24 protein-coding genes are annotated in these 26,240 nt (G+C 50.0%); 15 read left to right on the top strand and 9 right to left on the bottom strand.

Going from position 1 to position 26,240, the window contains the following annotated elements; translation table 11 throughout:
• Positions 1 to 234 precede the first annotated feature (234 nt).
• Positions 235 to 3,192 (top strand): proline dehydrogenase family protein, encoded by a 2,958-nt coding sequence (locus DESTI_RS06510; protein WP_083846645.1) that lies wholly within the window; start codon positions 235 to 237, stop codon positions 3,190 to 3,192.
• 168 nt (positions 3,193 to 3,360) lie between these two features.
• Here DESTI_RS06510 and DESTI_RS06505 read toward each other — a convergent pair whose 3' ends face one another.
• Entirely contained in the window at positions 3,361 to 3,819 is a 459-nt protein-coding gene (locus DESTI_RS06505; protein WP_014809166.1) for a hypothetical protein, read from the bottom strand.
• Between the two features lie 93 nt (positions 3,820 to 3,912).
• On the opposite strand from DESTI_RS06505, the gene DESTI_RS31580 reads away from it, so the two are divergent.
• The 4 genes from DESTI_RS31580 to DESTI_RS06490 all read left to right on the top strand — a co-directional run bounded on the left by DESTI_RS31580 (position 3,913) and on the right by DESTI_RS06490 (position 8,410).
• The gene (locus DESTI_RS31580; RefSeq protein WP_014809165.1) at positions 3,913 to 4,044 is read left to right on the top strand and encodes a hypothetical protein; all 132 of its coding nucleotides are present in this window, start codon (positions 3,913 to 3,915) and stop codon (positions 4,042 to 4,044) included.
• Between the two features lie 631 nt (positions 4,045 to 4,675).
• Entirely contained in the window at positions 4,676 to 5,890 is a 1,215-nt protein-coding gene (locus DESTI_RS06500; protein WP_041286848.1) for an ArsA family ATPase, read from the top strand.
• A complete protein-coding gene (locus DESTI_RS06495) occupies positions 5,887 to 6,126 on the top strand; it encodes a hypothetical protein (RefSeq protein WP_014809163.1) in 240 nt (79 codons plus the stop codon). The genes DESTI_RS06500 and DESTI_RS06495 overlap by 4 nt, the downstream gene beginning before the upstream one ends.
• A gap of 199 nt (positions 6,127 to 6,325) precedes the next feature.
• The gene (locus DESTI_RS06490) at positions 6,326 to 8,410 is read left to right on the top strand and encodes a hypothetical protein (RefSeq protein ID WP_014809162.1); all 2,085 of its coding nucleotides are present in this window, start codon (positions 6,326 to 6,328) and stop codon (positions 8,408 to 8,410) included.
• A gap of 118 nt (positions 8,411 to 8,528) precedes the next feature.
• On the opposite strand, the gene DESTI_RS06485 is transcribed toward DESTI_RS06490, so the two are convergent.
• Positions 8,529 to 8,879: a DsrE family protein gene (locus DESTI_RS06485; RefSeq protein ID WP_014809161.1), complete on the bottom strand. Its 351-nt coding sequence runs from the start codon at positions 8,877 to 8,879 to the stop codon at positions 8,529 to 8,531.
• Between the two features lie 386 nt (positions 8,880 to 9,265).
• Between DESTI_RS06485 and DESTI_RS06480 the strand changes: the two genes are divergently transcribed.
• Positions 9,266 to 9,607, top strand: a complete 342-nt coding sequence (locus DESTI_RS06480; RefSeq protein WP_014809160.1) for a hypothetical protein — start codon at positions 9,266 to 9,268, stop codon at positions 9,605 to 9,607.
• On the opposite strand, the gene DESTI_RS06475 is transcribed toward DESTI_RS06480, so the two are convergent.
• Positions 9,596 to 10,048, bottom strand: a complete 453-nt coding sequence (locus tag DESTI_RS06475) for an ATP--corrinoid adenosyltransferase (RefSeq protein ID WP_014809159.1) — start codon at positions 10,046 to 10,048, stop codon at positions 9,596 to 9,598. The two genes, DESTI_RS06480 and DESTI_RS06475, sit on opposite strands and share 12 nt — an antisense overlap.
• A gap of 173 nt (positions 10,049 to 10,221) precedes the next feature.
• On the opposite strand from DESTI_RS06475, the gene DESTI_RS06470 reads away from it, so the two are divergent.
• Positions 10,222 to 11,565 (top strand): hypothetical protein, encoded by a 1,344-nt coding sequence (locus tag DESTI_RS06470; protein ID WP_014809158.1) that lies wholly within the window; start codon positions 10,222 to 10,224, stop codon positions 11,563 to 11,565.
• A gap of 43 nt (positions 11,566 to 11,608) precedes the next feature.
• On the opposite strand, the gene DESTI_RS06465 is transcribed toward DESTI_RS06470, so the two are convergent.
• Positions 11,609 to 12,460: a hypothetical protein gene (locus DESTI_RS06465; protein WP_157212108.1), complete on the bottom strand. Its 852-nt coding sequence runs from the start codon at positions 12,458 to 12,460 to the stop codon at positions 11,609 to 11,611.
• A 106-nt stretch (positions 12,461 to 12,566) separates the two neighbouring features.
• On the opposite strand from DESTI_RS06465, the gene xseA reads away from it, so the two are divergent.
• Positions 12,567 to 14,048, top strand: a complete 1,482-nt coding sequence (xseA, locus tag DESTI_RS06460; RefSeq protein ID WP_014809156.1) for an exodeoxyribonuclease VII large subunit — start codon at positions 12,567 to 12,569, stop codon at positions 14,046 to 14,048.
• Positions 14,045 to 14,857, top strand: coding sequence for an inositol monophosphatase family protein (locus DESTI_RS06455; RefSeq protein ID WP_014809155.1), 813 nt, complete (start codon positions 14,045 to 14,047; stop codon positions 14,855 to 14,857). Before xseA ends, DESTI_RS06455 begins: the two co-directional genes overlap by 4 nt.
• A 227-nt stretch (positions 14,858 to 15,084) precedes the next feature.
• Here DESTI_RS06455 and DESTI_RS06450 read toward each other — a convergent pair whose 3' ends face one another.
• From DESTI_RS06450 to DESTI_RS06435, 4 genes are all read right to left on the bottom strand, one after another.
• Entirely contained in the window at positions 15,085 to 16,026 is a 942-nt protein-coding gene (locus DESTI_RS06450) for an IS110 family RNA-guided transposase (protein ID WP_014809154.1), read from the bottom strand.
• A gap of 474 nt (positions 16,027 to 16,500) precedes the next feature.
• Entirely contained in the window at positions 16,501 to 17,223 is a 723-nt protein-coding gene (gene pgeF, locus DESTI_RS06445) for a peptidoglycan editing factor PgeF (RefSeq protein ID WP_157212107.1), read from the bottom strand.
• Between the two features lie 116 nt (positions 17,224 to 17,339).
• Positions 17,340 to 17,810 carry an NYN domain-containing protein gene (locus tag DESTI_RS06440; protein WP_014809152.1) on the bottom strand — a complete coding sequence of 157 codons (471 nt, stop codon included), beginning with the start codon at positions 17,808 to 17,810 and terminating at the stop codon, positions 17,340 to 17,342.
• 65 nt (positions 17,811 to 17,875) lie between these two features.
• Positions 17,876 to 18,172 carry a hypothetical protein gene (locus DESTI_RS06435; RefSeq protein WP_014809151.1) on the bottom strand — a complete coding sequence of 99 codons (297 nt, stop codon included), beginning with the start codon at positions 18,170 to 18,172 and terminating at the stop codon, positions 17,876 to 17,878.
• Positions 18,173 to 18,442: 270 nt separating this feature from the next.
• On the opposite strand from DESTI_RS06435, the gene fusA reads away from it, so the two are divergent.
• Positions 18,443 to 20,473, top strand: a complete 2,031-nt coding sequence (gene fusA, locus DESTI_RS06430) for an elongation factor G (RefSeq protein WP_014809150.1) — start codon at positions 18,443 to 18,445, stop codon at positions 20,471 to 20,473.
• 402 nt (positions 20,474 to 20,875) lie between these two features.
• Here fusA and DESTI_RS06425 read toward each other — a convergent pair whose 3' ends face one another.
• Complete coding sequence (locus DESTI_RS06425; protein ID WP_014809149.1) at positions 20,876 to 21,190, bottom strand: hypothetical protein; 315 nt, start codon at positions 21,188 to 21,190, stop codon at positions 20,876 to 20,878.
• Between the two features lie 264 nt (positions 21,191 to 21,454).
• Between DESTI_RS06425 and DESTI_RS06420 the strand changes: the two genes are divergently transcribed.
• The 5 genes from DESTI_RS06420 to DESTI_RS06400 all read left to right on the top strand — a co-directional run bounded on the left by DESTI_RS06420 (position 21,455) and on the right by DESTI_RS06400 (position 26,233).
• The gene (locus DESTI_RS06420; RefSeq protein ID WP_014809148.1) at positions 21,455 to 21,892 is read left to right on the top strand and encodes a hypothetical protein; all 438 of its coding nucleotides are present in this window, start codon (positions 21,455 to 21,457) and stop codon (positions 21,890 to 21,892) included.
• 533 nt (positions 21,893 to 22,425) lie between these two features.
• Entirely contained in the window at positions 22,426 to 24,615 is a 2,190-nt protein-coding gene (gene nrdD / locus DESTI_RS06415) for an anaerobic ribonucleoside-triphosphate reductase (protein ID WP_014809147.1), read from the top strand.
• A gap of 64 nt (positions 24,616 to 24,679) precedes the next feature.
• Entirely contained in the window at positions 24,680 to 24,937 is a 258-nt protein-coding gene (locus DESTI_RS06410; RefSeq protein ID WP_014809146.1) for a hypothetical protein, read from the top strand.
• A 241-nt stretch (positions 24,938 to 25,178) separates the two neighbouring features.
• Complete coding sequence (locus DESTI_RS06405) at positions 25,179 to 25,889, top strand: anaerobic ribonucleoside-triphosphate reductase activating protein (RefSeq protein ID WP_014809145.1); 711 nt, start codon at positions 25,179 to 25,181, stop codon at positions 25,887 to 25,889.
• A complete protein-coding gene (locus DESTI_RS06400) occupies positions 25,889 to 26,233 on the top strand; it encodes a hypothetical protein (protein WP_014809144.1) in 345 nt (114 codons plus the stop codon). The genes DESTI_RS06405 and DESTI_RS06400 overlap by 1 nt, the downstream gene beginning before the upstream one ends.
• Positions 26,234 to 26,240: the final 7 nt, after the last annotated feature.

Raw genomic sequence — 26,240 nt, 5'->3', positions numbered from 1 at the left:
TAGGGGGCGGGGGTTCTTCCCACGAATAATTGAACTGATACAACGTTGTCTATTTTCGAGTGCCATCGGGAGCGAAGCGAAGAACTCTTGCAGATGCATGGTCGCTTCGCCCCTCCTCCTACCGATAGAGAGTTGCGTAGCGGGCACTCTCAACGTGTTAATGAAACCGCACGGCCTTCGATTTCCCTATCAACGTTCACATCGTAAACCAGCTATAATGATGCCAACGACACCATGAAAGGTCCCGAGCCTATGAGCTTTTCCGAGCATGTGGAGCAACTTGCCCTTGAAAAAGCGAAGATCATGTACTCGTTCATGGGGGATGAAGTCCCGACTCTTTTCAACCGGAAAAAATGGAAAGGTAAAATTATCGGCTGGGCCATTCAGGATCAAGACTTCAGAGCCAGGTTGCTCAGGTTTGTGGACGTTCTGCCGACCCTGAAGACCGATTCGGCAGTTTACAAACTTTTTCAAGAGTATTTTTCCGATGTGGATGCCATACCTCCCGAATTGAGGATTGCGGTGGATCGCCTATCCAGGCGAACAGACCTGGATCGAGTCGTTCCCACAATACTCAAGCGAGCGCTGGATTCACTGGCTGCTCAGTTCATAGCTGGGAGAACCGTAGCGGACGCATTGAGCACCCTTCATGCATTTCGTACGCAAGGTCTTGCTGCAAGCCTGGATATCGTAGGCGAAGAGGTGCTTAGTGATGACGAAGCCGGCCACTACGTCAACAGGTACCTGGAAGTGATGAACGTGCTGGGTCCTGCTGCAAGATCGTGGCAGGACATGCCGTTGTTGGATGCTGACGATCGCGGCCCCATTCCCCGCCTTGATGTCTCGCTCAAGGTAACCTCCTTTTACTCGCAACTTGACCCTGTGGATTGGGACGGTTCGATCCTCAGCACCAGCAAGAATCTTGCGCCGATATTCAGAGCTGCTCAGGAACAAGGGGTCTCGGTCACCATCGACATGGAGCAGTATTATCTCAAAGATGTCACAATCGAAATCTTCAAAGCCCTCCTCCTGGACCATCCGGATTTTGAATATCCCGGAATTGTGCTCCAAACATATCTTCCCGAGACAGCGGCGGATTTCACACACCTTGCGGAGTGGGCTCGCAAGCATGATCGTCGGTTTGGGGTACGGCTGGTAAAAGGGGCTTACTGGGATTACGAAACCGTGGTCAATCCGAGGAAAGGCTGGCCGATTCCCGTATTTCTGGAAAAAGAAAAGACAGATCTTCATTACGAACAACTGACCAAAGTAGTCCTGGATAACATCGATATCATCCGACCTGCCTTTGCAAGCCACAATGTGAGAAGTCTGAGCTATGCCATGGCAGTCGCGGAGGATGCAGGTCTTCCGAAAAACGCTTTGGAATTTCAGATGATTTACGGAATGGCGGAACCTGTCCGAAAAGCCGTCCAGAAAATGGGGTATCGCGTCAGGGCTTACATCCCTACGGGGGAGTTGATTCCAGGCATGGCATTCCTGATAAGACGACTCCTGGAGAATACGTTTTCCGAGTCGTTTCTCAAGCGTTCGTTTTTCGATAACACCGGCATTGAACTGGTTCATTCCCCGCAGCTCGATGAGAGTTTCGTTCAGCCCCCCGCTTCAGTCGGATTCATGAATGAGCCCGTGACGGACTTTTCAAGAGCTCAGAATCGATCTGCAATGTACGATGCTCTCGCTACTGTTGAAGAGAATCTCGGCAACAATTACCCTCTTATTATCCAGGATCGGGAAATTTTTACCGATGAAACCACGCTCTCCATCAACCCGGCGCGGCCCGAACAGCTCGTCGGAAGAGTCTCCCGTGCCAACCGAGACCAGGCCCGGGAGGCAGTCGATTCAGCGCGGGAGGCATTCGTCGCGTGGAAGAAGACTTCCCCTCAGGAACGAGCAGATTATCTCTTCCGAGCAGCCGCGGAAATGAGAAAACGGCGGTTCAAATTAGCGGCACTTGAAATTCTTGAAGTGGGTAAGACCTGGAAGGATGCAGATGGCGACATTGCCGAAGCAATCGACTATTTGGAATACTACGGCCGCGAAATGATAAGACTCGGCCAAGCGACCATGCCGGGCGCCTATCCGGGCGAAGAAAACCTGTATTTTTACGAACCCCTTGGCGTGGGGCTCGTAATTTCACCCTGGAATTTTCCCATCGCCATTCCGACCGGCATGGTTTCCGCTGCACTTGTTACCGGAAATACTGTGATCTTCAAGCCATCGGGACTCAGCTCAGTATGCGGATGGCATCTTGCCGAGATTTTTAAAACAGTGGGGTTGCCTCCAGGGGTTCTGCAATTCGTTCCGGGCCCGGGGAGTGAAACCGGAGAGTACCTCGTTTCTCACCCGGAAGTAGATTTTGTTTCCTTCACCGGCTCCAGAGAAGTGGGGCTTCACATTGTGAGCGTTGCGGGCAAAACGGAACCACATCAAAAAGGAGTGAAGCGAGTAATAGCCGAGACGGGAGGCAAGAATGCAATCATTGTCGATGAAACCGCGGATTTGGATGAAGCCGTAAGAGGAGTACTCGATTCAGCTTTGGAATATCAGGGACAGAAATGTTCTGCATGCTCCAGAGTCATAGTGGTGGATTCCGTGTACGAAGATTTCGCCTTGCGATTACAGCGATCGATGAACAGTCTGCGAATCGGTCCTACGGATAAGCCCTGGAATTTCTTCGGTCCTGTCGTGGATCAAATATCTGCACAGAAAATTCAGAAATACATTGAAACCGGAATCAAGGAAGGAAATGCTCTCCTTGCCAAACCAGGCCCGGAAAACGGGTTCTTCATCGGACCTCACCTGTTTGCCGATCTTCCCCTTCACTCTTCACTCGTGAGAGAAGAAATCTTCGGACCGGTGCTGGTATTGTTACGAGCACCCACCTTGGAATCCGCTTTATGTATGGCTAATGACTCCCGGTATGCCCTTACCGGGGGAGTGTTCTCCAGGAGCCCCCAAAATATCCAAAAGGTGATAGCCGATTTTGATGTGGGAAATTTATATGTTAACCGAAAGATTACGGGTGCGCTCGTAGGAAGACAGCCATTCGGGGGATTCCGAATGTCCGGGATAGGGTATAAAGCTGGTGGTCCGAATTACCTCATACAGTTCATGCACGACAGAAGCGTGAGCGAAAACACCTTGAGGAAAGGATTCGCTCCATCCCTGTAGGATATTTATAATATGGCAAGTGTATAAAATAGCGTCCGATTGCGAAAAGCACCGCTCGACAATGTGGTCAAAAGATCAGTAATTATGTCAACTGGCATATAAAAAACGGGAAGAGAACCTCGTCTCTTCCCCAGGGTTTCCTACCTACACATCTGACAAAACCGCTGGCTAGTGGACGCCGTGACCGCAATACGGAGAATCCTTGAATTCCGGAGTATTGCAGACTACGGAACGGGCTGGGTCTTCATGGGATAAAACCCAATGTCCCCAATCGTCTTCGAACGGCCAAACTTCCATTTGAGGACGAACATTCTGTTCGTTTGCACGAGCGTCGGCCGTATCTCGGATATTGTCCACAAAATCTCGCTTGAAACCGGCACCAATCAAACCGGTATCAAAGTAAGCTGCTTCTTCGTAAGCTTCCTCTTCGCTTTCCATTTCCGACATATATAATGGTTCAGGGTGTTCTCCAGCAAGTTCGGGTTCAACCTCTCCCGAGAATCCGCTTTCCGGCATATCTACTCCTGTGCCACGTGTACGTTCGCGCTCTTCTTCAATGCCCATAGTTTCTTTAGCACTTTTGATGATTGAATCCGCGGCCTTTTCAAATGTCTCCTTAATTCCCATCGGTTGACCTCCTCCGGGTATTACTCTGGGCCAATTCAAGAATACAGATGCGAGAAATGAATTTTGGATTCAACACACAACAAAGAGCGGAATATGGAAACTCTCAGCGCAATGATGGGTATCGCAAAGGCAGGAAAAGCACTGGAAAAAATTGGGGAAGACCTTGGAAGGCTCCCCAAATTTACTGGCCTTGGAGGCGCATATGAACTGAATTGTGGCAGCTAAACCCGAGGCAAACGTCCTTTTGCTCCTGAAAAATGTACCAATTAAGCGCCGTGACCTTTTCTGTACTTATCATCACTACCGGCCCCGGTCTGCGCTAGACCGCCAAGTCATTCGACCGCTAGCCACGTTCTGCACGCGTTCCATTTACATAAAGTCACGGCCTGTCAGCAACCCGCTGATAGCAATTCCAACCTCATTCCGCATCCGAACTCGGTGCGTGCTGAGAACTTTTAGCAACATCTGTGCCAATCTCATCGAATACACGAATCCGCTCAGAATCCGTGGAAGTCGTGATTTATTTTCAGAAATTTGGAGCTTCAACGACAGAGCAGAGTGGGTAAAAACAACCCACCATCTCTCTGGCGCCCTTTGAAATAAGCTTGTTACTTACGATCCGTGAGGGGATAAAACACCCGGCAGCATGGGTTTTTAAAGCTCACTACGTCTGGCACGCTGATTAATAACCGTTTTCATGAAAGAATCTACCAGAGACTGGATGGATCGAAACCTCATTTTTCGCCGGGTTCTTTTGCCACAGATCAGGAACATTGAGGAACCGGAGGAATGGCAACACTTTTATTATACCCAAGTACTATACTATTATGGTTACAATATGTACCGGGAGGACGGCGTGGAAACCAACAAACCAAGAATAATCATTTTCTCGGGAAAAGGCGGTGTTGGAAAGACTACCGCTGCAGCAGCAACGGCGCTCTGCTGCGCTCGACAAGGCCTGAAGACTATCGTGATTTCAGTCGACATCGCCCATAGCCTTGCAGACGCGTTCCAAAGAGAAATCGATCTTCACGACCGTAATCGCGGAAAATCTGTCCGAATAGCTGATAATCTCTGGATGCAGGAAGTAGATATTCAGGAAGAACTTGAAAAACACTGGGGAGAAGTCTCCAAATATCTGGCTGCTCTTTTGGGAGCAAGCGGAATGGCAGATACCCTTGCCGAAGAATTGGCCATTATTCCAGGCATGGAAGATGTAGTAAGCCTTCTCTATATCAATCAGTATTATCGCGAAAAGACTTTTGATGTCATCGTTGTCGACTGCGCTCCCACCGGCGAATCGTTGCGTTTCGTGAGCATGCCTTCCACTCTTGAGTGGTATATAAAGAAAGTTTTTAAGCTGGAACGCAACCTCATGCGGGTTACCCGCCCCATAGCGAAGAAGTTGACCGATATTCCTTTGCCCGAGGATTCCTATTTTGCAGCTTTGCAGGATCTGTTCCTAAAATTGGATGGTGTGGATGACGTACTCCTCGACCGGGACATCACGTCAGTGCGTCTCGTTACCAATGCAGAGAAGATGGTAGTACGCGAGACTCAGAGAGCCTTCATGTATTTCTGCCTGTACGGATTGGTTGTTGACGCAATAATCGTGAATAGGCTTTTCCCCCGGGATTTGCAGGATGATTATTTCAAGGACTGGATCTCTACCCAACAGAGAAGCCTTGAAGAAATTAACCGCATATTCGATCCCATTCCTTTGAGAAAAGTGCCCATGTTGCAGGATGAGGTGGTCGGCACGGACATGCTCTTGAAAATGGGCCAAATCATGTACGAAAATCTGGACCCCGCGGCTTTGCTCTATCGAGAGTCGCCCTATAGTGTCGAACAGAACAACGGCAACTACGCGCTCAAGATTAAACTGCCATTCATTACCAAGGACTATGTAGATTTGATGACTGAAGACGGAAATCTCGTGGTACGGATCGGATCGTTTAAAAGACATGTGTTTTTGCCGCGGGTATTGTCGGGCCGGAAACCGGGACGGGCATCCTTGGAGGACAACGTGCTCACCATATCGTTCAGCCAAGAGCAAGGAGATTATGAATGAATCCAGAACAGGCTTTTGTTAGGGTCATGGGAATCGCGTTGATGCCCATGGCAGCAGGTTACATGTTGCTCAAGTACATAATGCCGAGACCGGATGATCTGATGACTGCAGCAATACACTTTCGCAACGGCTTACAGGAATTTCAGCGAGGCATATCCACTGTGGTATTCGGTTCCGGTCTTTCTCCTGAGGAGATGAAAAAAGAGAGGGAATCCCGAAAGATACCGATCGATTAACCCGAGGATGAGAATCGATCGGCAGACGGTCGGAGATATGTGCTCACAATGAACACTCTTAAATTGCTCGAGAAATTTTGGTAAATTCGCGTGTGGTCTGCTTGAAAACCCCCGGCCATGCTTTCCGCTTGTAAAGGCGGGCTCATTTTCCTAATGTCATCATTGAATTTTCTTAAGTGCTGCCGGTCCGGTGCATCGAATGCAAGCCTTGACGCGTAGAGTGTTGTTCATTGTTCTGATTCTGAGCGGTTTCATCGCGTGGATCATGCCGTTTACCAATGAAGATTTGTTCCTGGGGCTTGTTGCCGGCCGCGCTATCTGGAATGGAAATCTCGCGACCCCCGACACCTGGTCATATTCCGTTCCGGGCTCCCTGTGGGTTGACCAGTCCTGGTTGTCTCATCTCACGTATTATGTGTCGTACCTGTTTCTGGACGAAATTGGACCGATTCTCATAAAAGCGATTCTGCTTTGTGCAGTAGCGGCGATTCTCTATATGCGGTGCCGTTTCCTGTCGGTTTCTCCAGGCGCTTCCATGCTTGCCGTAGCGCTCGGGATTCTCGCGCTTGCTCCGTTTCTCAAAATCCGGGCCGAAAATTTCGGTTTGTTCTACTTTGCACTGTTGTCAGCGTTTCTGGTAGGGCCCCCTCGCTGGGGACGCTGGAGGCATTTGGGCACTGTCGCTGTGCTCGTTCTCTGGGCGAATTCTCACGGGTCCTTCATATTGGGACTGGTTCTCATAGGCTTGCGTTTTCTTGTCTCTCTCGTCTATGCGTTGGAGACAAAGCGAAGCCCCGACACGCAGTTCTTTCGCGAGCACGGGCGGGATGCGGCACTCTGGGGAATCACCTTGGCTATTGCTCTCATTGGAGCTGCATGGGCAAATCCGTACGGACCGGAAAACCTTACTCTCTTCTTCAAGCAACTCTTCACCGAATCCATAACGGAATCCTGGGTAGATTGGCAGCCATTATTGGACGTAAAATCGGTATTCGGGAGGGGTTATTTCAAGGCATTTTCAACAAGGCCTTACCTCCTGGTCCTCGGTTTTACGATTCTGGTTTGGATTTTCCTGTTGGTGGTATCACGGAACCAAAAATCCGCATTCCGGAGATTGCTGGAATCTACAAAATCCGATGTGTTTCTGGAAATACTCATTCCCCTTTTCATGGCCCCCCTCGTGTTCAAATTCCAGAGAATGCTTCTCTTCGGTGCTGTTGCACTGGTACCGGTTCTTGGCTTGGGCATGTACGGTGCCGTACGGTTTGCGGCGGACGAATTTCCACGTGCCGGGGCATTCATAAGAAATCGGGCAGGAAAGGCTATTCCAGCGGCTTTAGCTGTCGCGGGACTCGTTGTTCTCGGAGCAATCTCGTATAAGACTGCCATCCGGTACTCTGCTGCGAATCCGCTCAATCCATCATTGCAAGATCGGACTGTCGCATCGCGTCTGATGACGAACACCTTGTCGCGAAAAGACGCGGTGGCCTTTCTCAAGGACAACGGAATCAATGGACGCGTGTTCACCAATGTTTTTTTGTCGGATTATCTGATCTTCCAAATACCGGAAATCCAGGTCTTTTTCGATTTAAGGGCACAATCCTTTTTTCCGCAAAAAGTGATGAAAGCGTATCTTTCGGTATTCGATCCTGAACCTGATGACGTGCAATCTCTTACAGACGTAATGGCAACATACGGAACTGAGCTGGTAATCATCGATACAGCGGACAGGCCCCATTATTTCACTATTGCAACGGCGCTTATGCGGTCAAAATCCTGGATCTGCATATACAAGGATCGATTTCTCGTGATTTTAGCCAAAAACGATCCGAGCCGATTTCCCTTTACAAGGGACGCGGATGAACTGGACAGGTTCAAATATGTGGATTCCCGGTCGAGAATACTTGCTCAGGCCTTCTTCTCGTACTACACAACAGGAAAGTTAAGTCCGGGTCTCATCGGCAGGTTGCAGGAATCTCTGACACAACTGCCCGATCCCGAAGCATATACCCTCTTTGCGGACGCGACGCAGGCAGGCTCGAGATGTTTGACAGGAGATCCGAAACGATACTGCGAGTCCGAATTGGTAAGACTTGCACAAAATGACGCGCTTGAACCGAATAGTGCTCTGTCGCATGTTGCGAGCGCTGTAGCACTCACGAATATTCTGGAAGGCAATGAAAAATCGTGTGGCTCAAAAGAAAAGGCTGCAGCGTACCGCAAGCTGAGACTCAGTTTTTTGAGAATCCTGGATCAGATGAAATCTCAATATGGCGGAATTTAAGCGTAGGCGATCAATCATACCCATTCGCTTCTAAGCAGTAAATACTGGGGAAACCCTTCTTGTAAGAAGTGTTTCCCCAGTATTACTTCTTTGAAAGCGAATGGGTATGATTCCCTTTTCATGGTTTCACATACGCGAAGCCTTCGAGCTGCAATCTGATCAACTCCCATATTCCCGATTTGATCAAAGGGAAATCGGGGATAAGGTCGCTCTTGGCAAGTCCCTGTCTCATCGCGCTCTGTTCACAGAGGAGGAAATGGACACCTCGTCCACGGAGCTTCTGCAACTCGTCCGCGAGACTTGGGGGCATGTCCTTTCGGAACAGGACAATAGATTCGGCTTCGGCAATAACAAATATTGACGCATTGTTGTCAGACACCTCGTCCAAAATGTTACGAATGGATGTCAGTATCATATCCAACCGTCCCGGTTTATTTGAATCGATGTGGAACACAACTTTCGGTTTCATGAGGATTGTCCTTTCATAGGTTCAAGAGGCAGCCGACAATATAACCAAACACTTCCGGAATCATTGCGTCCAACAGGAAAATATGCATCGATCGCAATGCAAGATATCGTTCTCTGCCTATTGATTCGGACTCCGATGCGGGGTTCCGGTTTCCTCTACTTTCCTTGATACGGAACAAAATCGTGCAACGCTATCTTCATTCCTAGTCGTCGGTTTTCAGCGAGTTCCTACCAAAATGTAGCAAAAAAGACGATCCTCAACCTATTGTTCGTCAAGGCATGGCGCTGATTTGGCTTTTCTTGCATCGCATGGTATGGTTATTGCGTATTTCTTTGATGACGATTCAGGTCTGCCCGAAGCAGATCGTATAAAAAAAGGTTTTTTCAATGAGAAGGGAACATATTGTTACAAAACTCGTCGAGTCCGGGTACAGGTTTTTTTCCCGGCCCTTTACGGGATCGGTTCTAACTGCCGAGGCCTGGGCGAGTAATTTGAAAAATAAGAAACTCGTAATCTTCCTGTATAGGCATGATACCGACGAACTGATCGATTTGTACGATCTTCCGCAAGAGGAAGAAAACAGGCCGGAAATTGAGGCATTCCTGGACGATTTTCAGGAGCGTGTTTTCAGGCCCGTTTGCGATACATTGCCGGATGGCTGTACCTCCCCGAAGCACAAACCGGGTTCCAGATCTGACCGCGGGTTAGTAGAAAAGTCATCCCTTTAGCGTGCGCATTTCTGTGATCATGTCCGATTCTTCCAGAACCGCCTGCCCTGGGTCCGAATCGGCAATGATCACATGAAGTGACGCGGGTCGCTTTCTGAGCATTTCCACAAGCTGGTCTGTGGTAATGGCATTCTTCTTCACCAGAATGCTGATGTTCTGTAAAATGACCATCCCATAATGATCTGAAGTAATTGATTTTGTCGCAGTTTCCCATTCTTCTCGTAAAGTGTCCGGGGTCTCGTCTTTACTGAGTTCATAGATATGGACAGAATCTTTTAATGGGACGGTAAATTTTTCCATGCATCTACGCCAGTCAGCCGGCAAAGTAGTTATTATTCCTATTTTAAGATGACGCCCCATGGCTCTTAAGACCTGCCCCATGGCAGGAAGAACGCTATTGGCAGCGTCACCCACGGTTACCAGAATCAAACCAGTTTCCATTTTTGGTGGTGCTCCAGGAAATTACGAACGGAAATACTAAAAAATCGTGACATAAAAAAACGGTCTGCGCAATAGGATCTTCACTCCTCAAATATTATGCACGGTCAATTCAAAAATTGACAACACACCGCAATACGGCATACTTATCGAATTCCCGCGTGTCTGGATACTGCATGATTCAAATGCGACATTTTATGAGAGAGTTTACCGCAGCGTTTCTCGCCGGTTTTGCGATAATTATCGGGCTTACGATGCTGGCAGGGTTTGCCGCATCACATGTTTCTCCTGAAACAGTATCCCTGCTGAAATCCTGGTCAGAACAAAATCCTGCGCAACGATTTGACGACTGGATGGACGGGATCGTCGTCGCGAACATTTTGTATTCAGCAATGTGTCCGAGGCATTCACTCTGGACCTATTTTCTCCCTGCCAATGCACCTCCTGCCGGTTTCGACCTCCTCAAGCATGTGCTCACACCACAGAACAACCAGGCTCTTGTGAAAGCATTGGAAACTCGTCAAGGAGAATTGCTTCACAGATATTGGACCGGACATATAGTGCTCACGGCTATTGCACTGTACGTGTACATCGACCCGGCTATTGCGTCCAAAGCTGCGATGGGGGCTGTGCTTCTGTCGTTCTTCTTCTTTGCCTTCGTGTGGACTAAAAGGCTGAGCACCATGGGAGGCCTGGTTTTCGGTTTGCTGCTCTTGGGGTCCGGCGTCATCTACATGGAAAGTTTTCACACCCACACATGGGGACTGGCTGTGGCGGGTTTGACTGCAGCGTACACGGGTTTGCGCCTCGAAAGGGGCAAATCGTTCGTTGCGCCCGCTGTCCTGGGAGGCATATTTGCGAACTGGGTGGGGTACGATTACGTGTTTCCCACTCTTGCATTCAGCTTGCTCTTTTTTCTACAGCGTGAAGAGCGGGAATTGCGGATTCACGATATGGCTGCGCCATTCAAATTTGCGGTCCTGTTCCTGGCGATTACCGCGCTCATGATGGTGCTTCGCGTTCCGATCGCGTACCTTTTCGAACAGGTCGATCCTTCTTTGTTTGTGGGACAGCTTACGGATCGGCTCGCATATAGACTGCAGGGAGACATCCTGCCCCAGGAACTTGCATCGGGCATGGAATTAACCCGGAGTTCCGCGATCCTGAGCGCCCTACCTGCAGTGGATGCATACCTTTTCAATCTTGGAGGCCGGTTCATGCCGCTGCCGCAATCCCTTACCGGATATGCTGCATTTCAGATGCTTCCTATCGTAATTCTGTCCGGAATCCTGATCATGCGAAACCGCAGCGATCAGTTGAAGGCATTGAGACCCGTTGCCATAGTCGCAGTTTCGGCGCTCCTGTTTCACCTGCTTCTGCTGGTTCTGGTGAACCATGCCTGCGTCCATCCGTGGATGCATGCGCGTTACATGGTGTTTTCGATGGTGGTTTCTTCTGCAGTTGCTGCAGGCGCAGCATGGGATGTGATTGCGAAACACATCTCTCAGGAGAAGATCTGAAGATTCGACCACAGAGTGAATCGAAAACCTGAAACGATCTCAGTTAAAAGAGTAACGTAAAATCCACACCGACAGTAACAATACTATCTGCAACGGACAGCACCCGAACCCCTGTGGGAACATCATTTATAGTCCCTGAAACGTCCCCGCGCAATTCTTGATGCAAGTATCGAGCATGCAGTCCGCACCAGATGTTCTGTGTGACGGCTACATTACCTTCCATCTGAAATTCCAGCAGTCCACCCTGACTGAGCTCCCCTGAATAGTCAATAATTTGACCACGTTCCTGAAGGCTATTGGAAACTCTCCTGGTCATGAAGGGGGAGCCGAGCACTTCGAATCTGGCTTTCCACCAGGGAAAAAACATGGAGGTCTGTAGTCCCAGGAAAGGTATTTGCGAAGCAAATTCGTCTCGTGATCTGCCTTCCGAATTCACCGCTTCACCGCGATGTCGCCATGTCTCTTGTCTGTATCCGGCCACAATGCTGTACCGATAACCACCGCCGGTCCAGAGATGATAGAGACCTGCAAATTCCCAGGAACCAAGATCCGGTTCGACCTGCCATCGGACAAAATCCGTCAAACCCGTATAATTCGGGTCCCGCATCATACTGCCGCTACGTTCGAAAATGCTGATTGCGCCTGCAAAACGGCCCGATATCAAAGGCGACGGCGATAATTCTACCGTTCCTGCCAGCAAAGGAACACGTATGTTGAAATCCCCTCGGATCGAAGTAGCCCCCGAGTAAGAGAACGATTGCGTTCCGAAAAGGAATTCGATCCGGAATGAAGAATCCAGAACACCGGGTTGCGACAACACCTCAGCCTGGCTGTTTCCCATACACAGTGTCAGGACAGAAAATACCAACAACGATACGACAGCAAATCTCCTCACAATACTATCCCCAACAAATATAAAATTCACACTTGTCCACGCATTATAATCTCAGTGTCAAACAAAAGGGAACTGAAATTTCCGCGAAGGACGAGAACTTCCGGACATGATTGAAATTGCTCCGTCCTCCGGCTACAATCCCCTTTCACTCCAGTATGAATTGGAAGCGAGTAGCGCCACTATGGATCTCCCCGGACGAAAAGTACTCACCGTTTCTGCATTTACCGAACAAATTCGCAGCACGCTCGAGTCGAAGTTTCAGTCTGTCTGGGTTCGCGGGGAAATCTCCAATTACAGACCCGCACCTTCAGGCCACCTGTATTTCACGCTCAAGGATGAAACAGCTCAGATACGTTGTGTGATGTTCAAGATTCAGAGTCGTTTTTTGAAGTTCCGGCTTCATGACGGACTCCAGGTTATCGTGTGGGGCAAATTATCGGTATACGGGGCCAGAGGTGAATATCAGCTCATTCTCGATACCATGGAACCCGCAGGTCTCGGCGGCCTCATGCTCGCGTTCGAGCAGCTCCGGGAAAGATTAACTGCAGAAGGTCTGTTCGATCCATCCAGGAAGAGAAAGCTCCCGGCATTTCCGAAAACCATAGGACTGGTCACTTCATCCAAAGGGGCAGCGGTCAGTGATGTGATTCGCATTCTGAGGAGACGCTTTCCCGCCGTTCACATACTTGTCAGTCCTTCTGCCGTCCAGGGAGACCGAGCGCCGGTCGAAATCAGCGCTGCCATAAATCGATTATGCCAGGCATCCGGAGTCGACGTGATCATTGTCGGGAGAGGCGGAGGTGCCATGGAAGACCTCTGGGCCTTCAACGACGAGCGCGTTGTTCGAGCGGTCGCCGCCTGCCCTATTCCTATCGTGAGCGCTGTCGGTCATGAAACGGATGTAACCCTTTCCGATTTCGCTGCAGATGTGCGAGCTTCGACTCCGTCTGCTGCAGCGGAAATAGTCCTCCCTGACCGGCGCGATCTCCGGGAAAATCTTACGCATATCGTCGCAAGGCTCACTCATTCCATAAGAAACGTTATCCGGAGAAACACCGGAGCAGTGGAAGAGCAACTCAAGAGACTCTTTAATCCGAAACGTCAGATTCAGGAAAAACGCCTCGCTCTGGATGACATGATCGTCAGGATGACTCGCGCCGTCAAACGGAGAATCGGTGATTCCGCACGTGAGACCGAACTCTTCACGCAAAGACTGAAGCCCGGACGGCTGTTCAAACAGATTGAAATCGGCCGAGAGCAATGCAAGTCCCTGGTGAATCGATTGCATCGGGAAATGTCCGGATACACGGCTGATAGACGGGCGGCACTCTTGAGTCTCACCGCTCGTCTGGACGCTCTCAGTCCCTTGTCGGTTCTGTCCCGCGGTTACTCCATAACACTGAGGCAGGAGACCTATGAGGTCATACAGGATTCGAATACAGTGGAAGTTGGAGATATGATTCACGTCAGGTTGCACAAGGGCGGGCTGATCTGTCGTGTTCTGAACAAGATGGAAGAAACGAATAACCGAATCGCTGGCAGATCATCCGTTGATAGTGATGAAGAAGAGAATAGGAACACTGAATGAAAACCATACATGACGCTAAGGAACATCTCCGTTTCGTCGTGAATCTGGCAGAACAGGCTGGACGCATCGTAGCTTCTTATGCACGAGGAAGTTTTCAGGTAACAGGCAAAGGAACTCAGAAGGACACGATTGATATAGTCACGGATGCAGATCATGCATCTGAAGATTTTATCCTCGGGGAAATTAGAAAGCGGTTTCCGGAACACGATATCCTTACGGAAGAAACCATCACCGAAAAGAAGGGATCGGACTGGCTGTGGGTAGTAGATCCTCTGGATGGTACGGTAAATTTCTCTCATGGATATCCTGCATTCTGCGTGTCAATTGCACTCATGCAGAATGAAACGATTGTTCTGGGCGCGGTCTACGATCCTCTACGTCAGGAGACGTTTTCAGCAATTCGGGGACAAGGAGCTTTCATGAACGGCAATCGTATTCAGGTATCGACTGCCGAGACGCTCTCCAGAAGTCTTGTTGCGACCGGATTTCCGTACGATCGGGCATATTCACCGATAAACAATGTGGCCGAGTTCAATCAGATCGTTACCAAAGTGCAAGGAATGCGGCGAGGCGGTTCCGCGGCTTTGGACCTTTCATACGTTGCATGCGGAAGACTGGATGGTTTCTGGGAACTGAAACTCAAGCCATGGGATATGGCTGCAGGAATCTTGCTGGTCGAAGAGGCAGGAGGAATCATTACGGACCGGTACGGCAAGCCCACAAGCGTATACACCAACAACATCGTCGCGTCTAACAGCCGAATTCACCCGTTGCTCCTGGAACTTCTTGCCAAGAGTGAAAGCGCTTGAGATGCGCTCGAGAAGCATACTTAGTATCGTTTTGCATTCAAGATGCTAGCTGCACTGACCTGGCTCCGCAGGTCAGTGGCACCCCTGTGTCCGGGTCTATACCAGTTGCCAAAATTAGTGTCCGATTGAAGATTTAGGAATATTGGTGGGTGCCGGCCTCCGTGCCGGCACATCTTCAATATGATCAATATATCGATAGAATGGACCGGCAGCGACTGTGTTTCTTGTCAAGGAAAAACTACCTGGAAAGGCTGTTTTTTCTTGAGCATTGCGTTTAGGATGACGATCATCTTACGCATACAAGCCGTGATGGCAACCTTGAAAGGTTTTCCAGCCTCAATGAGGCGTTGATAGAAAGGCTTGATGACTACATTGGACGTTATGGCCGCGACTGCAGCCATATACAGGGTTGAGCGTACATCCGCCCGTCCACCCGAAATCTCGCGCTTGCCTTTCTTCTTTCCGCTGTCTTTGTTGAGAGGCGCCAGGCCGACGAGGCGACTGATTTCATGACGGCTGACATGTCCCAGTTCGGGCAGTTTTGCCATGAGCACTCTGGCAGTTATGGGGCCCACGCCTTTGAAGGTTCGGAGGAGTTCCTCTGTTTCACGCCACAGAGGCGATTTCCTGATAAGGTCATCGACATCTTTATCGATGTCTTCGATTTCCTTATCTAGGGCTGCTATGACCGTTTGAATGCTGCGCTGCACGCGATTGGAACGGGCTCGATGGAGGCGATTCTTTTCTGATGCACGCAAATCAACAAGCTGCTTTCGACGTGTTACGAGTTCCTTGATTTGCTTTTCGTCCTCCGTTGGCAGCGGCTTCGGTATGGGCCTAACCGTTTGGGCAAAGCGTGCCAGCACATAAGCATCGATGGCGTCTGTCTTGGCGAGTTTTCCGATGCCTTTAGCAAAGTCCCGCACCTGACCAGGGTTGACGACAGCGATCGGCAGGCCGGCGAGACCTAACTGGGCCGCAACGGTTATCTCGTAGCCTCCGGTGGCTTCCATCACGATTACCATGGGGGTCTCTGCGTGGAGGATCTCAATCAGCGAGTCGATGCCTTGAGTGTCATTCTTGACGGTGGTGTGCATGCCTTTTGGCAGCACATGCGCATCCAACTGATCTTTAGAGATATCTATGCCAACAAAAACTTCTTCATGCATGTGTAACATCCCACCCTTGTGGATACGGACTTCTCAACGAGTCCAGGCGACTGTTCGGGCTTTTTACACGAAGGCCTCCGGTGATCCAGCTGCCGGGCAGTCTCAGAGGACCAAGGGACGAACGATCTACCGGTGCCTCTGCCCGACTCCTGCAGAGAGTCTGACAGACGTGCATCCCCCCTCTATCAGGACTCTTATATCTTGGCAACCAAGAGTCCTATTTTTTGAAGTACCTCGTATCATTGATCCAGTATCAGCCCCTCCCCTCAGCTCGGTACCGGTTCCAGAGATTCAGTACTTCATGGACAGAAACATACAAGGGACGCCGGCCCCTACCAATCCTGTAATTCACACGAGGGATAAACGACAGAATTTTTGGCACTGACTATAAGTGTCAATCTTGGGAGCCACGGACCTGCCCTGTAGGTCCGTGGCTCCCCCTGAAGGAGTTCTTCCTGGATCATGCTTCTTTCATCAAATTCTGAATCCGGTCAGCGAGATTTGTCTGCCTGAAAGCGCGCCATCTCTCCGGTACGAAAAGAACAGATCCGGATTGCAGCAGGTGCAGAGATTCGCGTGGTGTATATTCTCTTCCCTCACACCTTTGCCTATAAGCTCGAATCGATTCACGAGAGCGAGATCGATTCTGCGTGAAGCAGTGTTTCCGTTATTCACCACCGTTATAAATCGTTCGGGGTCAGGAATACTCTCCCTGAAGGGATTCAGCACCTTGTCGTCCACCTCGTAACAGCACGGACCGATTGCAGGTCCCAGCGCGGCAACCATGTCTTCGGGTTTTGTGCCGAACTCTTTTGCCATACGGTCTACTACTTTGGGGAGTATTCGCATTACCGTGCCTCGCCAGCCCGCATGAACCGCTGAAGCTATCCCCCGGGATTTGTCCAGGAGCAAAACAGGCAGGCAATCGGCTGTCTTTACAGCTACGAAAACCCCTTTGATAGGAGTTATGAGAGCATCTGCAACAGGAGGTGTTTTCGGGATGGTTCGAATGATCTCGATATGATCGCCGTGAACCTGTTTGCAGGTTGCCATGTGCTTTGGTTCGATTTCCAAATCTTCCGTGAGACGATCAAAATTCGTTCGCACCGAATCAGATGTATCTCCCTGCCCTACCGAGAAGTTGAGAGAATCATATGGCGAAGATGAGACGCCGCCGCGACGAACCGAAAAAGCCATGAAAGCTTCAGGCCCGGAAAGGTCGGGGAGGGTAAATGCACGCTCGCTCGCTCTCAATGTGACGCTTCGATGTTTAGCGATCGATGATGCCGGGAGAATAGCCATATCGCACACAACTATGGTTTCTTGGTTTTTTCGAAAAAGTCCAACCACTCATCCACGTTGACCGGTTCCGGGCAGCAGGTGTCTCCCACGGTATCCGGCTGTTCGCTTGTTTCTCTGAGCATTGACCTGAACTGCCCCGCGGATATTACTCTTGTTCCCTGGCGGCGTGCAAACACTCCAAGTTCCTTGTCGGAAGAGACCAGGGTCATGTCTCTCTTGTAGGAGGATTTTCTGATAATATCTTTGATACGGCTGTCTGCATCGGAACCGGGCCGGGCGTAGAGGATTTTCACACTTTTGTACGATCTTCCTTCAGGAAAATCTTCTTCCGGAATGCCATCGAATACTACTCTTATCTTCACTCGTTTTGCGGCTACGAATCGGACCAGCTCATTGATCAACCGTTTTCGAGCAAACGACAAATCTTGATCCAGCGTTCCCGCCTGATCCATTACATTATTGCCATCAATGAGGTAAGACATCGTTCACGGGAAGGAAAAATATCCGAGTCGATCAATAGACTTCTTCAGGCCGCAGTGTAACCAGGTCAATCTCGCACAAATCCGAAGTAGATGAGCACTAAAGCAAAAGCTCCCATGATTCCTACAAATTTAATCAATTCCGATAAATTCGAGCTGTTTTCGGGATAGAAATAATGAATGATGGCCGCTCCACCCATGATGGCAGCCAAACCGACGGCAAAATACTTCATGCCGGTGAACAGGGTATAAAGGAAGATGACAATACACACTCCCATGAAAACAGGATGGAAGACAAGTTCCCCGGGAGTGCTGACTCCAAGAAATCGGTTTATCGCTTCAAAGAAGTTTGACATGGTTTCCATGATTCACCGCCACTCATTCTTGAATCCCTCAATACTGCCCGAAGTCTAGCATGAATCCTTCTCCGAGAGCAAATCAAAATGGCTGTAGCACTTGACAAGACTTGATGATCGCGCGAAAAAAAGAACATCCTTGAAGGTATCCCGGCCGGGTTCGCACTAAGGGCGGCGAAATCTCACCCGTCTCCAGGTACGAGACACACTTTCCAAAAACCTGGTCAATGTCCAATTTGCAAATGAGAGGCCGTTCCGAGGCGGCTAAATGGTGAAATCGTGGCTCAGAACGTCGCAAAAATCAGGAACATCGGAATCACCGCACATATAGATGCAGGGAAGACCACCCTCAGCGAGAGAATACTCTATTACACCAAGAAGATTCATAAAATAGGCGAAGTGGACGAAGGATCCGCTACCATGGATTACATGCCGCAAGAGCAGGAGCGCGGGATTACCATAACCTCCGCTGCCACCATGTTCTTGTGGAAAGGGTATGAAATCCACCTTATAGATACGCCCGGACACGTGGACTTCACCATTGAGGTGGAAAGATCGTTGCGAGTCCTGGATGGTGTGGTCGCTGTGCTTTGTGCAGTCGGCGGAGTACAGCCTCAGACAGAAACCGTGTGGCACCAAGCGGAGCGGTACAAAGTTCCACGGATCGTCTTTGTTAACAAGCTGGATAGAATAGGTGCAGATTTCAACCGAGCAATAAGCATGATGCGCGAGCGATTGGGCGCTAATCCGGTGCCGGTTCAAATACCGATGTTCCGGGGCGATGAATTTCTCGGGGTGATCGATCTTATCCGGATGAAGAGTATCGTCTGGGACCAGTCAACTCTTGGCGATGAGTTCAGCTTTGATGACATTCCGGACGAATTTCTCGAGGAAGCGCTGGCAGCTCGAAAAACCATGCTTGAATCGGCAGCGGAAATGGATGAAGAGCTGCTGGAACATTATCTTGAAAATGAAGATTTGGACGAAAAGCAGATCATCCGCGGTCTTCGCATCGGCACCTTATCCAATCGGCTTGTGCCTACCTTGTGTGGTTCTGCTCTGAAGAATCAGGGCGTTCAACCGGTAATAGACGCGGTGATCGATTTTTTACCGTCGCCCGCGGATGTTCCTCCGGTGTCCGGCGTCAATCCGACCACGGGAGAAGTTGAATTCCGAGCGCCAAAAGCCAAAGAACCGCTGTGTGCCTTTGTTTTCAAGGTGATGATGGACCAGGGCAGGAAAGCCACGTACGTCCGCGTGTATTCCGGCGAGTTGGAAGCCGAAAAAGAAGTATATAACGCTACCCGCGGTTCCAAGGAACGTGTTGCACGCCTTTTCCTCACCCATGCGAATAAACGGGAAAAAATCACTGCTGCATTTCCCGGCACAATCGTTCTTGCAGTGGGCCTGAAGGACGCCAGAACAGGCGACACTCTCACGTCACCGTCTGCTCCTCTGGTCCTGGAATCTCTGGACATGCATATTCCGGTAATCTCTATAGCAATCGAGCCCAAGACCAGGTCCGATCAGGAAAAGCTTCTTGCCAGCCTGGAAAAGCTCGCGCTGGAAGATCCGACCTTCACGTACTCCGAGAATACGGATACCGGGCAATTGCTTATTTCCGGAATGGGGGAGCTGCATCTGGAAATCATCCTGGACAGACTCTCACGTGAATACGGAGTCGAAGTTCAGACCGGCAAACCCCAGGTGGTTTACAAGGAGACCATTACGGCCACCGGTAAGGCGCACGCGGTATTCGACCGCGATATCCACGACGTTCATCACAGGGGTGAAGTCACCGTCAGCGTGGAACCGGCACCCAGGGGGGAAGGCACGAGTTTTGCCGTTTCTCCCAAACTGGATACGATACCCCAGGAATTGCTCAATTTCATTGAACAGGGAGCGAGAGAAGCTACTCTGGCAGGTGTGCTGGCGGGAAATGAGGTCGTGGATATAAAAGTGACCCTGGAAGCAGTGGCTCAGGATCCGTTTTCCATGACCGGTCTCGGGGCAAAAGTGGCGGCAGCCCTGGCCTGCAAAGAAGCATGCGAAAAAGCATCCCCTGCTCTCCTGGAACCTTTGATGAACGTGGAAGTCGTAGTCCCCGACGAATTCGTGGGTGAGGTTATAGCTGATCTCAACAGTCGTCGAGGACGGTTGGAAGAAGTGACCCCACGGGGCAAAACATCGGTTGTTCTTGCCGTAGTCCCTCTTGCGACCATGTTCGGATATTCGACCTCACTGAGATCGGTGACCCAGGGAAGAGGCATCTTTACGATGCAGTATTCTCATTACGACACAAAGTCGTAGTTGATTATTTCCTTGCTCAGCGATCAATCAGACGTTTCTGTCTCGCGGATCACGGTTTCAACGGGGATCGGTAGGGGCGCCCCTTGTGGGTGCCCGGTGGTGACCGGCCTCCGTGCCGGTCATTCCAGGAAGGGCAGGCACGAGACCTGCCCCTACATTGGCTGCGCTCGCGGTGCCAGGATCACATATCTCGGTTGATAAAGCCAGTGCTTCAATTCGGAGCTGAGCTAAGGCCATAATCCAAATCGTAGTTGATTCCGAAGCTGACCGCTTCTCTGTAGTTGGACGCGTTCATCGGGTTGCTGAGGTGTTCATGTGCGTATTCCCTTCATGTCTGGGTTTGGGACGCAGATCATTGACGGAACGCGTAAGCCAGCGTAGGAATCCTAGCTGACTCGAACCCTATCTAAACTGTTCTAGAACGATATTGAGAACCTTGTCTATTTCCTGTGGTAGTTGGTGCCAGGGAGAATGTGAAAGTGATATCCATAATCCACACGCGGATATGAGTGCAAAGAAAGCACATACCAATGCGCTTCCCATGGATTTCTCGATAAAGAATTTAACAGATACAATTGTCAAGAATGGTACCAGGAAAAGACCGAACGCAACTGTGATTACCCCTCCAATAGCGGTATCTTTTGACACCTCATACACCACCATCCCCACGAACGTGAATATCAATGCATGAAAGAATTCTTTCAACTGCTGGTCCATTGCTTTCGCCTCATACAGAGTTTTTCTCAACGCAGGTCACTGTGTTTAGGGTCTGGGCTGCTATGCTATGGCTTGCATAAAGGCTCTTGCGATTCCTATCCCGGTAGTCCTCTGTTTTTTAGTATCCCTGTAGCGTCCAGTCAAATTCTTGACCTGTTCGGGTTCCGATATACGCGGTAACTCAAAGATTGACAAATCGGGACAACCGCGTTTAGTATACTTGATTCTAAAATTCCTAATGATTTTTCTTCTCGAGGAGTACTCATGGCAGCGAAAAACAAAGGCGGGCAGGACTTGCCCGAGGAAATGGCTGGCCACATAGAAGATACGGATACATTCGAGACTGAAGAAGGTCCCGTTGTAATTGCTTCCGCAAAAGATATTCCCAGACCGACAACTACTCTGACTACACACGTAAAGGGCAAGGTCGGCAAAATGACAGTATCGCTTCTGGCAGACGCGTCTTCGGTTCTTTCCCTGGAAGAAGTGGATAGAATCAACCAGTCTCCGGGCGAGGCGAGAACACCGGTTCTCTCTGTCATTCAAGCTCTCCTGGCGAAAAGCGGTGGTACCATGCAAATTGAATCACTGGTGCCGGAAGTGAAGAAGCATTGGAACCGTCTGTTTCCCACGAGCCCCTATTCTCCTGAGGAATTCATATACATAATCGTGAGGAATTCGGATAACCTTCGAGTCAGCTAATCAACACGTTTGAAGAAGTTGTATGACGGCGTTTAAAGCCGCTAGGGCTTGTGGATCTAACTTCGCTTTCTCACACATTTCCAAATACCGGCTTGAAACCATGCTTTGTGTTCTTGTTGTGCTCGCGTGTTCCACAATTCGGAGTCGTCAGAGCACTACGCCCCCCACTCAGTGGGGTCCGCAAACCGGGTAATTACCTGAAATCATTCATCACATACTGATTTTGACACCTTACGTATGTTGTTGGATTGTCTGCGGATACTGACAATTGGAAAAAAAGTCTTGACTACCATATATGGTAGCTACTAAGACACGTTCCACTAGATCCTGCGTTGTCCATGAACAATAACACGGATCTATGACCTTTCATTTTCATTACTGCATTTGGGTTTGGTTTTCAGAGGCAAAACTGTCTCGCGCGGAAATTCGAAATGCCTCCAGTACTCAAGCGCGTATACGAGTAATCGGGGCTGCTTTCCTTGGGAAAGGCGGGATAGGTTTGCTTCAGAAACTGCAAAGGAGGCGCATTTGTTATGAAAACTGATCATCTACAAGTAGTAAATGGTACCACACGGACACCGGCAGGACACATGGAAGAGCAGAGCGCAGCACGAAGCACCGTCTCAAGTTTTGAAAGAAGAGAATCAATGCAACATTTTGAGACCACGGACATGGCTCTGTTTGTTCGAACTTCCAGTGAGGCTATGGATGGGTGGGATCGCAGCAGGATCGTCGATGCACTCCTCAGGGAGACCTTTATCGACGAGGGTACTGCGGAAGACATCAGCCTTGAGGTGGAAAATGATATTAAACGCAGCGGAATAAAGATGATCACTGCTCCTCTCATCAGGGAGATGGTCAACGCAAAGCTCCTTGAGAGGGGTCTTGAAAGCGCTCGACGCCTTCACACCAGGTTGGGAGTTCCTCTGTTTGATGTGGACCAACTCATCACCAGGCCCAACAAAGAAAATGCAAACGTCCCGCACGGTCCGGAAGCGACCAATTTGACTCTGGCGGAAAACATCAAAAAGGAATACGCGCTGTTGAACGTATTCTCTCAGGAAGTGGGTGACGCGCACATGCGCGGTGACATTCATCTTCACGACCTGGGTTTTATCGACCGACCGTACTGCTCAGGGCAATCTCTGGAATACATCAAGAAATTCGGGCTGAATCTTCCCAATTCTCTGGCCATGGCAAAACCTGCGAAGCATCCGGAAGTCCTTCTTGCGCACATGGTGAAGTTCGCTGCAGCGTTACAGAGCCATTTTGCTGGAGCAATCGGCTGGGATGCGGTGAACCTCTTCTTTGCGCCCTATCTTCGCGGACTTCCTGCCAGGGAAGTGAGACAGCTTGCTCAGATGCTCATTTTTGAGTTTTCCCAGCAAGCGGTTGCTCGAGGCGGCCAGGCGATCTTCACGGATATCAATCTCTACTGGGAAATTCCGAAGCACTTCGAGAATACCCCTGCTATCGGTCCCGGCGGAGAATTCACGGGTCACACCTATGCGGAGTATCTCCCCGAAGCGCAGAATTTCGTCTGGACCCTGTTTGACGTGTATCGTGAAGGTGATGGCACCGGACGGCCGTTCTTCTTCCCCAAACCGCTCGTGCACATTACCGAAAAATTCTTCAAAACCCCCGGGCATGAAAAATTTCTCCACCACATCTGCGACATAGCAGGCGAAAAGGGTAACACGTACTTCGTGTTCGACCGGGGAGAAACGGCCAAGATATCGGAATGCTGCAGATTGTCGTTCAAGCTGGAGAAAAGCGATCTCGACGATGCGGTTCATCCCTGGAAAATGCGCTATTCAGCTCTTCAGAATGTGACCATTAACCTTCCGAGAATAGCCTATGAAGCCATGGGCGACGACACAAGACTGTTTTCCCTATTGACTGAGCGTATCGGGATCGCCGCACAGGGACATCTTCAGAAGAAAGCCTTTATTCAGAGATTGCTGGCACTGGGAGAAACCGGGCCGCTTGCGCTGCTCACCATGGACAGGGATGGCGAACCCTATCTGAGAATGCACAGAGTCACCTATCTCATCGGAATGGTCGGGCTCAATGAAATGGTGCAGTACCATACGGGTGAAGAGCTGCACGAAAGTCAGGAAGCCATCAAATTCGGGTTGAAAATAATAGCTCACATGAATCTGGTAGCAGCCAGACTCGGTAAGCAGCACAATATGCGTTTCGTCCTGGAGCAAACTCCTGCAGAAAGCACTGCGTATCGGTTCGCAAAACTCGACATGCGGCTCTTTCCGGAAACTCTGAAAGTGGTCAAAGGCAATGTAAACCGGGAAGAGATCTACTATACCAACTCAACATTATTCAATGTGGGCGCTCCGGTTGACCCCATCGACCGAGTAAAACGTGAGGGCCTGTTCCATCCATTGATCGAAGCCGGTTCCCTCACCCATGTATGGCTTGGTGAAAGCCATCCGAGTCCCGAGTCTCTTGCCAACTTCGTAGTCAAGACGTTCAGGATGACGCAGAACGATCAGGTAGCCTTTTCGCCGGAACTGACCACCTGTGTTTCGTGCGGGAGGACCACACGAGGGCTGCACGACACCTGCGCGTACTGCGATTCTCGAAACGTGGAACAGATCACACGCATTACCGGATATTTCACGAAAGTTTCAAGCTGGAACAAGGGTAAACGCGGCGAACTGACGGATAGATTCAGAAATATGCACCTTTCCGCGGACCCGTCTTAGGTTGCGGACTACCAAATTGAGATTGGTTGCAATATAGGTTTGAAATCAAACAGGAGGCTAGATTATGACGTATCTGTTCACCAAAGCAGGCTGCGGTAAATGCGAATGGGTCAAAAGCCATGTGGACCTCAACAGCGTTAAAGACTTGACGGTCCTGCAGTTGGATCAGGAGAACACTGAGGCTCTCGCTCTGCTCGCATATTATGAATGTGTGTCTTTATCTGAAAAGCAGCTTCCAATTCTGGTGTCAGAATCTGATGAGGTAATAACGGGCGCCGGGCATATCAGGAAATATCTGGAAAGCAACTGCAAAGAAAACTGATGCTCTTTGCTTTTAAAGCAATAAGATCCGGGAACCTTTTTTGTAAAAAAGGTTCCCGGCCCCTCCAAAAAACTTTTAGCACTCGCCCAAGCCCATAGTTTTTCGATAGAAAAACCATGGACTTGGGCAAATATTAAAAGTTCTTGAGAAGGGTCTGGGAAACACTTCTTACAAGAAGGGTTTTCTAGATCTTATCTCTTTGAATGCAAATCAGTATCACCCAGAATAGCCGAGGATTTTCATGCTCCCTGTGAAGGGTTTCATTCAGACTTCATTCCTGGATTGGCCGGGAAAGCTATGCTCGATTCTCTTTCTGAGTGGATGCGGTTTTCGTTGCCCAGCCTGTCACAATGCCGATCTGGTGCTGAAACCCGACGATCTTCCCGATCATTCCCTGGATCGAATTCTCGCGAAGATCGGAAAACGGAATCAGTGGCTCGACGGAATCACCGTAACGGGCGGGGAACCGACCATCAACAAGCGTCTTCCCGAATTCCTGCAAGCATTACGAGCAACACAGACTGCGGTGAAGCTGGATACGAACGGTTCCAACCCTGCAATGCTCACGGAACTGATCCGGAAACGGCTCGTAGATGCCGTGTACATGGACGTAAAAGCACCTTTGAACAGAAAAGACTACTCCACGGTGGCGGGAGTTCCTGTGGATGTGAGACTCATAAAACGGAGCATAGAGATTCTCAGGAATTCTGATATCGAAGTGGTGTTCCGCACTACTGCCATACCCGGTCTGGTTGAAGAACCGCAGCTACGAGAAATCAAGAATTACCTCGGTGTAGGCAGGCCGTTTATCCTTCAGTTCTTCCGCAATAAACGCACACTCGATCCTTCTTTTGCAGAGATTCCCGAGTTCCCTGCCGCCCGTGCAGACGCGATGCGCGCCGAATTCGAGATCCGACCCGGAGCAACTGAAATCCTTGCGCGTACAGGCTGATGCTGGACCGGGAATTCATAGATAAGGAGTTCCCGGCATTCAAAGCGACACTTTCCGTCGAGCTTTCTAAAGCACTGTTCAGGTTAATGTACCAGGATGAGGAGTCGCTACCCCCTCACTGGCCGCCTCCCAGCAACTGGCCGGCAGTGCTGCTCCTGCATGGAACCGCCGGACTCATTACCATCTGGGAGGAGCTGAGCGTTGACCCGCTCGCTCCGGTCCTGGTTGCGGAGAAGTTTTCCCATTACAAAGTTCCGGACCCCGATTCGGAGATCACCGGAACAATCCGCGTACTCGATATCCGGGAGTCTTTGCACGCGGGGAGTCAAATCTGCGACAAATAGATCTGAG

Source organism: Desulfomonile tiedjei DSM 6799 (genome assembly GCF_000266945.1).
Lineage (GTDB): Bacteria > Desulfobacterota > Desulfomonilia > Desulfomonilales > Desulfomonilaceae > Desulfomonile > Desulfomonile tiedjei.
The sequence above is the reverse complement of the archived record's forward strand: the minus strand, read 5'-3'. Positions and strand labels throughout refer to the sequence as shown.

Bases quoted from the DNA above. Each gene is read 5' to 3' on its own strand.
- DESTI_RS06510 (WP_083846645.1), top strand. From the start codon at position 235: ATGAAAGGTCCCGAGCCTATGAGCTTTTCCGAGCATGTGGAGCAACTT.
- DESTI_RS06505 (WP_014809166.1), bottom strand. From the start codon at position 3,819: ATGGGAATTAAGGAGACATTTGAAAAGGCCGCGGATTCAATCATCAAA.
- DESTI_RS31580 (WP_014809165.1), top strand. From the start codon at position 3,913: ATGGAAACTCTCAGCGCAATGATGGGTATCGCAAAGGCAGGAAAAGCA.
- DESTI_RS06495 (WP_014809163.1), top strand. From the start codon at position 5,887: ATGAATCCAGAACAGGCTTTTGTTAGGGTCATGGGAATCGCGTTGATG.
- DESTI_RS06490 (WP_014809162.1), top strand. From the start codon at position 6,326: ATGCAAGCCTTGACGCGTAGAGTGTTGTTCATTGTTCTGATTCTGAGC.
- DESTI_RS06485 (WP_014809161.1), bottom strand. From the start codon at position 8,879: ATGAAACCGAAAGTTGTGTTCCACATCGATTCAAATAAACCGGGACGG.
- DESTI_RS06480 (WP_014809160.1), top strand. From the start codon at position 9,266: ATGAGAAGGGAACATATTGTTACAAAACTCGTCGAGTCCGGGTACAGG.
- DESTI_RS06475 (WP_014809159.1), bottom strand. From the start codon at position 10,048: ATGGAAACTGGTTTGATTCTGGTAACCGTGGGTGACGCTGCCAATAGC.
- DESTI_RS06470 (WP_014809158.1), top strand. From the start codon at position 10,222: ATGATTCAAATGCGACATTTTATGAGAGAGTTTACCGCAGCGTTTCTC.
- xseA (WP_014809156.1), top strand. From the start codon at position 12,567: ATGATTGAAATTGCTCCGTCCTCCGGCTACAATCCCCTTTCACTCCAG.
- DESTI_RS06455 (WP_014809155.1), top strand. From the start codon at position 14,045: ATGAAAACCATACATGACGCTAAGGAACATCTCCGTTTCGTCGTGAAT.
- DESTI_RS06450 (WP_014809154.1), bottom strand. From the start codon at position 16,026: ATGCATGAAGAAGTTTTTGTTGGCATAGATATCTCTAAAGATCAGTTG.
- pgeF (WP_157212107.1), bottom strand. From the start codon at position 17,223: ATGGCTTTTTCGGTTCGTCGCGGCGGCGTCTCATCTTCGCCATATGAT.
- DESTI_RS06440 (WP_014809152.1), bottom strand. From the start codon at position 17,810: ATGTCTTACCTCATTGATGGCAATAATGTAATGGATCAGGCGGGAACG.
- DESTI_RS06435 (WP_014809151.1), bottom strand. From the start codon at position 18,172: ATGGAAACCATGTCAAACTTCTTTGAAGCGATAAACCGATTTCTTGGA.
- DESTI_RS06425 (WP_014809149.1), bottom strand. From the start codon at position 21,190: ATGGACCAGCAGTTGAAAGAATTCTTTCATGCATTGATATTCACGTTC.
- DESTI_RS06420 (WP_014809148.1), top strand. From the start codon at position 21,455: ATGGCAGCGAAAAACAAAGGCGGGCAGGACTTGCCCGAGGAAATGGCT.
- nrdD (WP_014809147.1), top strand. From the start codon at position 22,426: ATGAAAACTGATCATCTACAAGTAGTAAATGGTACCACACGGACACCG.
- DESTI_RS06410 (WP_014809146.1), top strand. From the start codon at position 24,680: ATGACGTATCTGTTCACCAAAGCAGGCTGCGGTAAATGCGAATGGGTC.
- DESTI_RS06405 (WP_014809145.1), top strand. From the start codon at position 25,179: ATGCTCCCTGTGAAGGGTTTCATTCAGACTTCATTCCTGGATTGGCCG.
- DESTI_RS06400 (WP_014809144.1), top strand. From the start codon at position 25,889: ATGCTGGACCGGGAATTCATAGATAAGGAGTTCCCGGCATTCAAAGCG.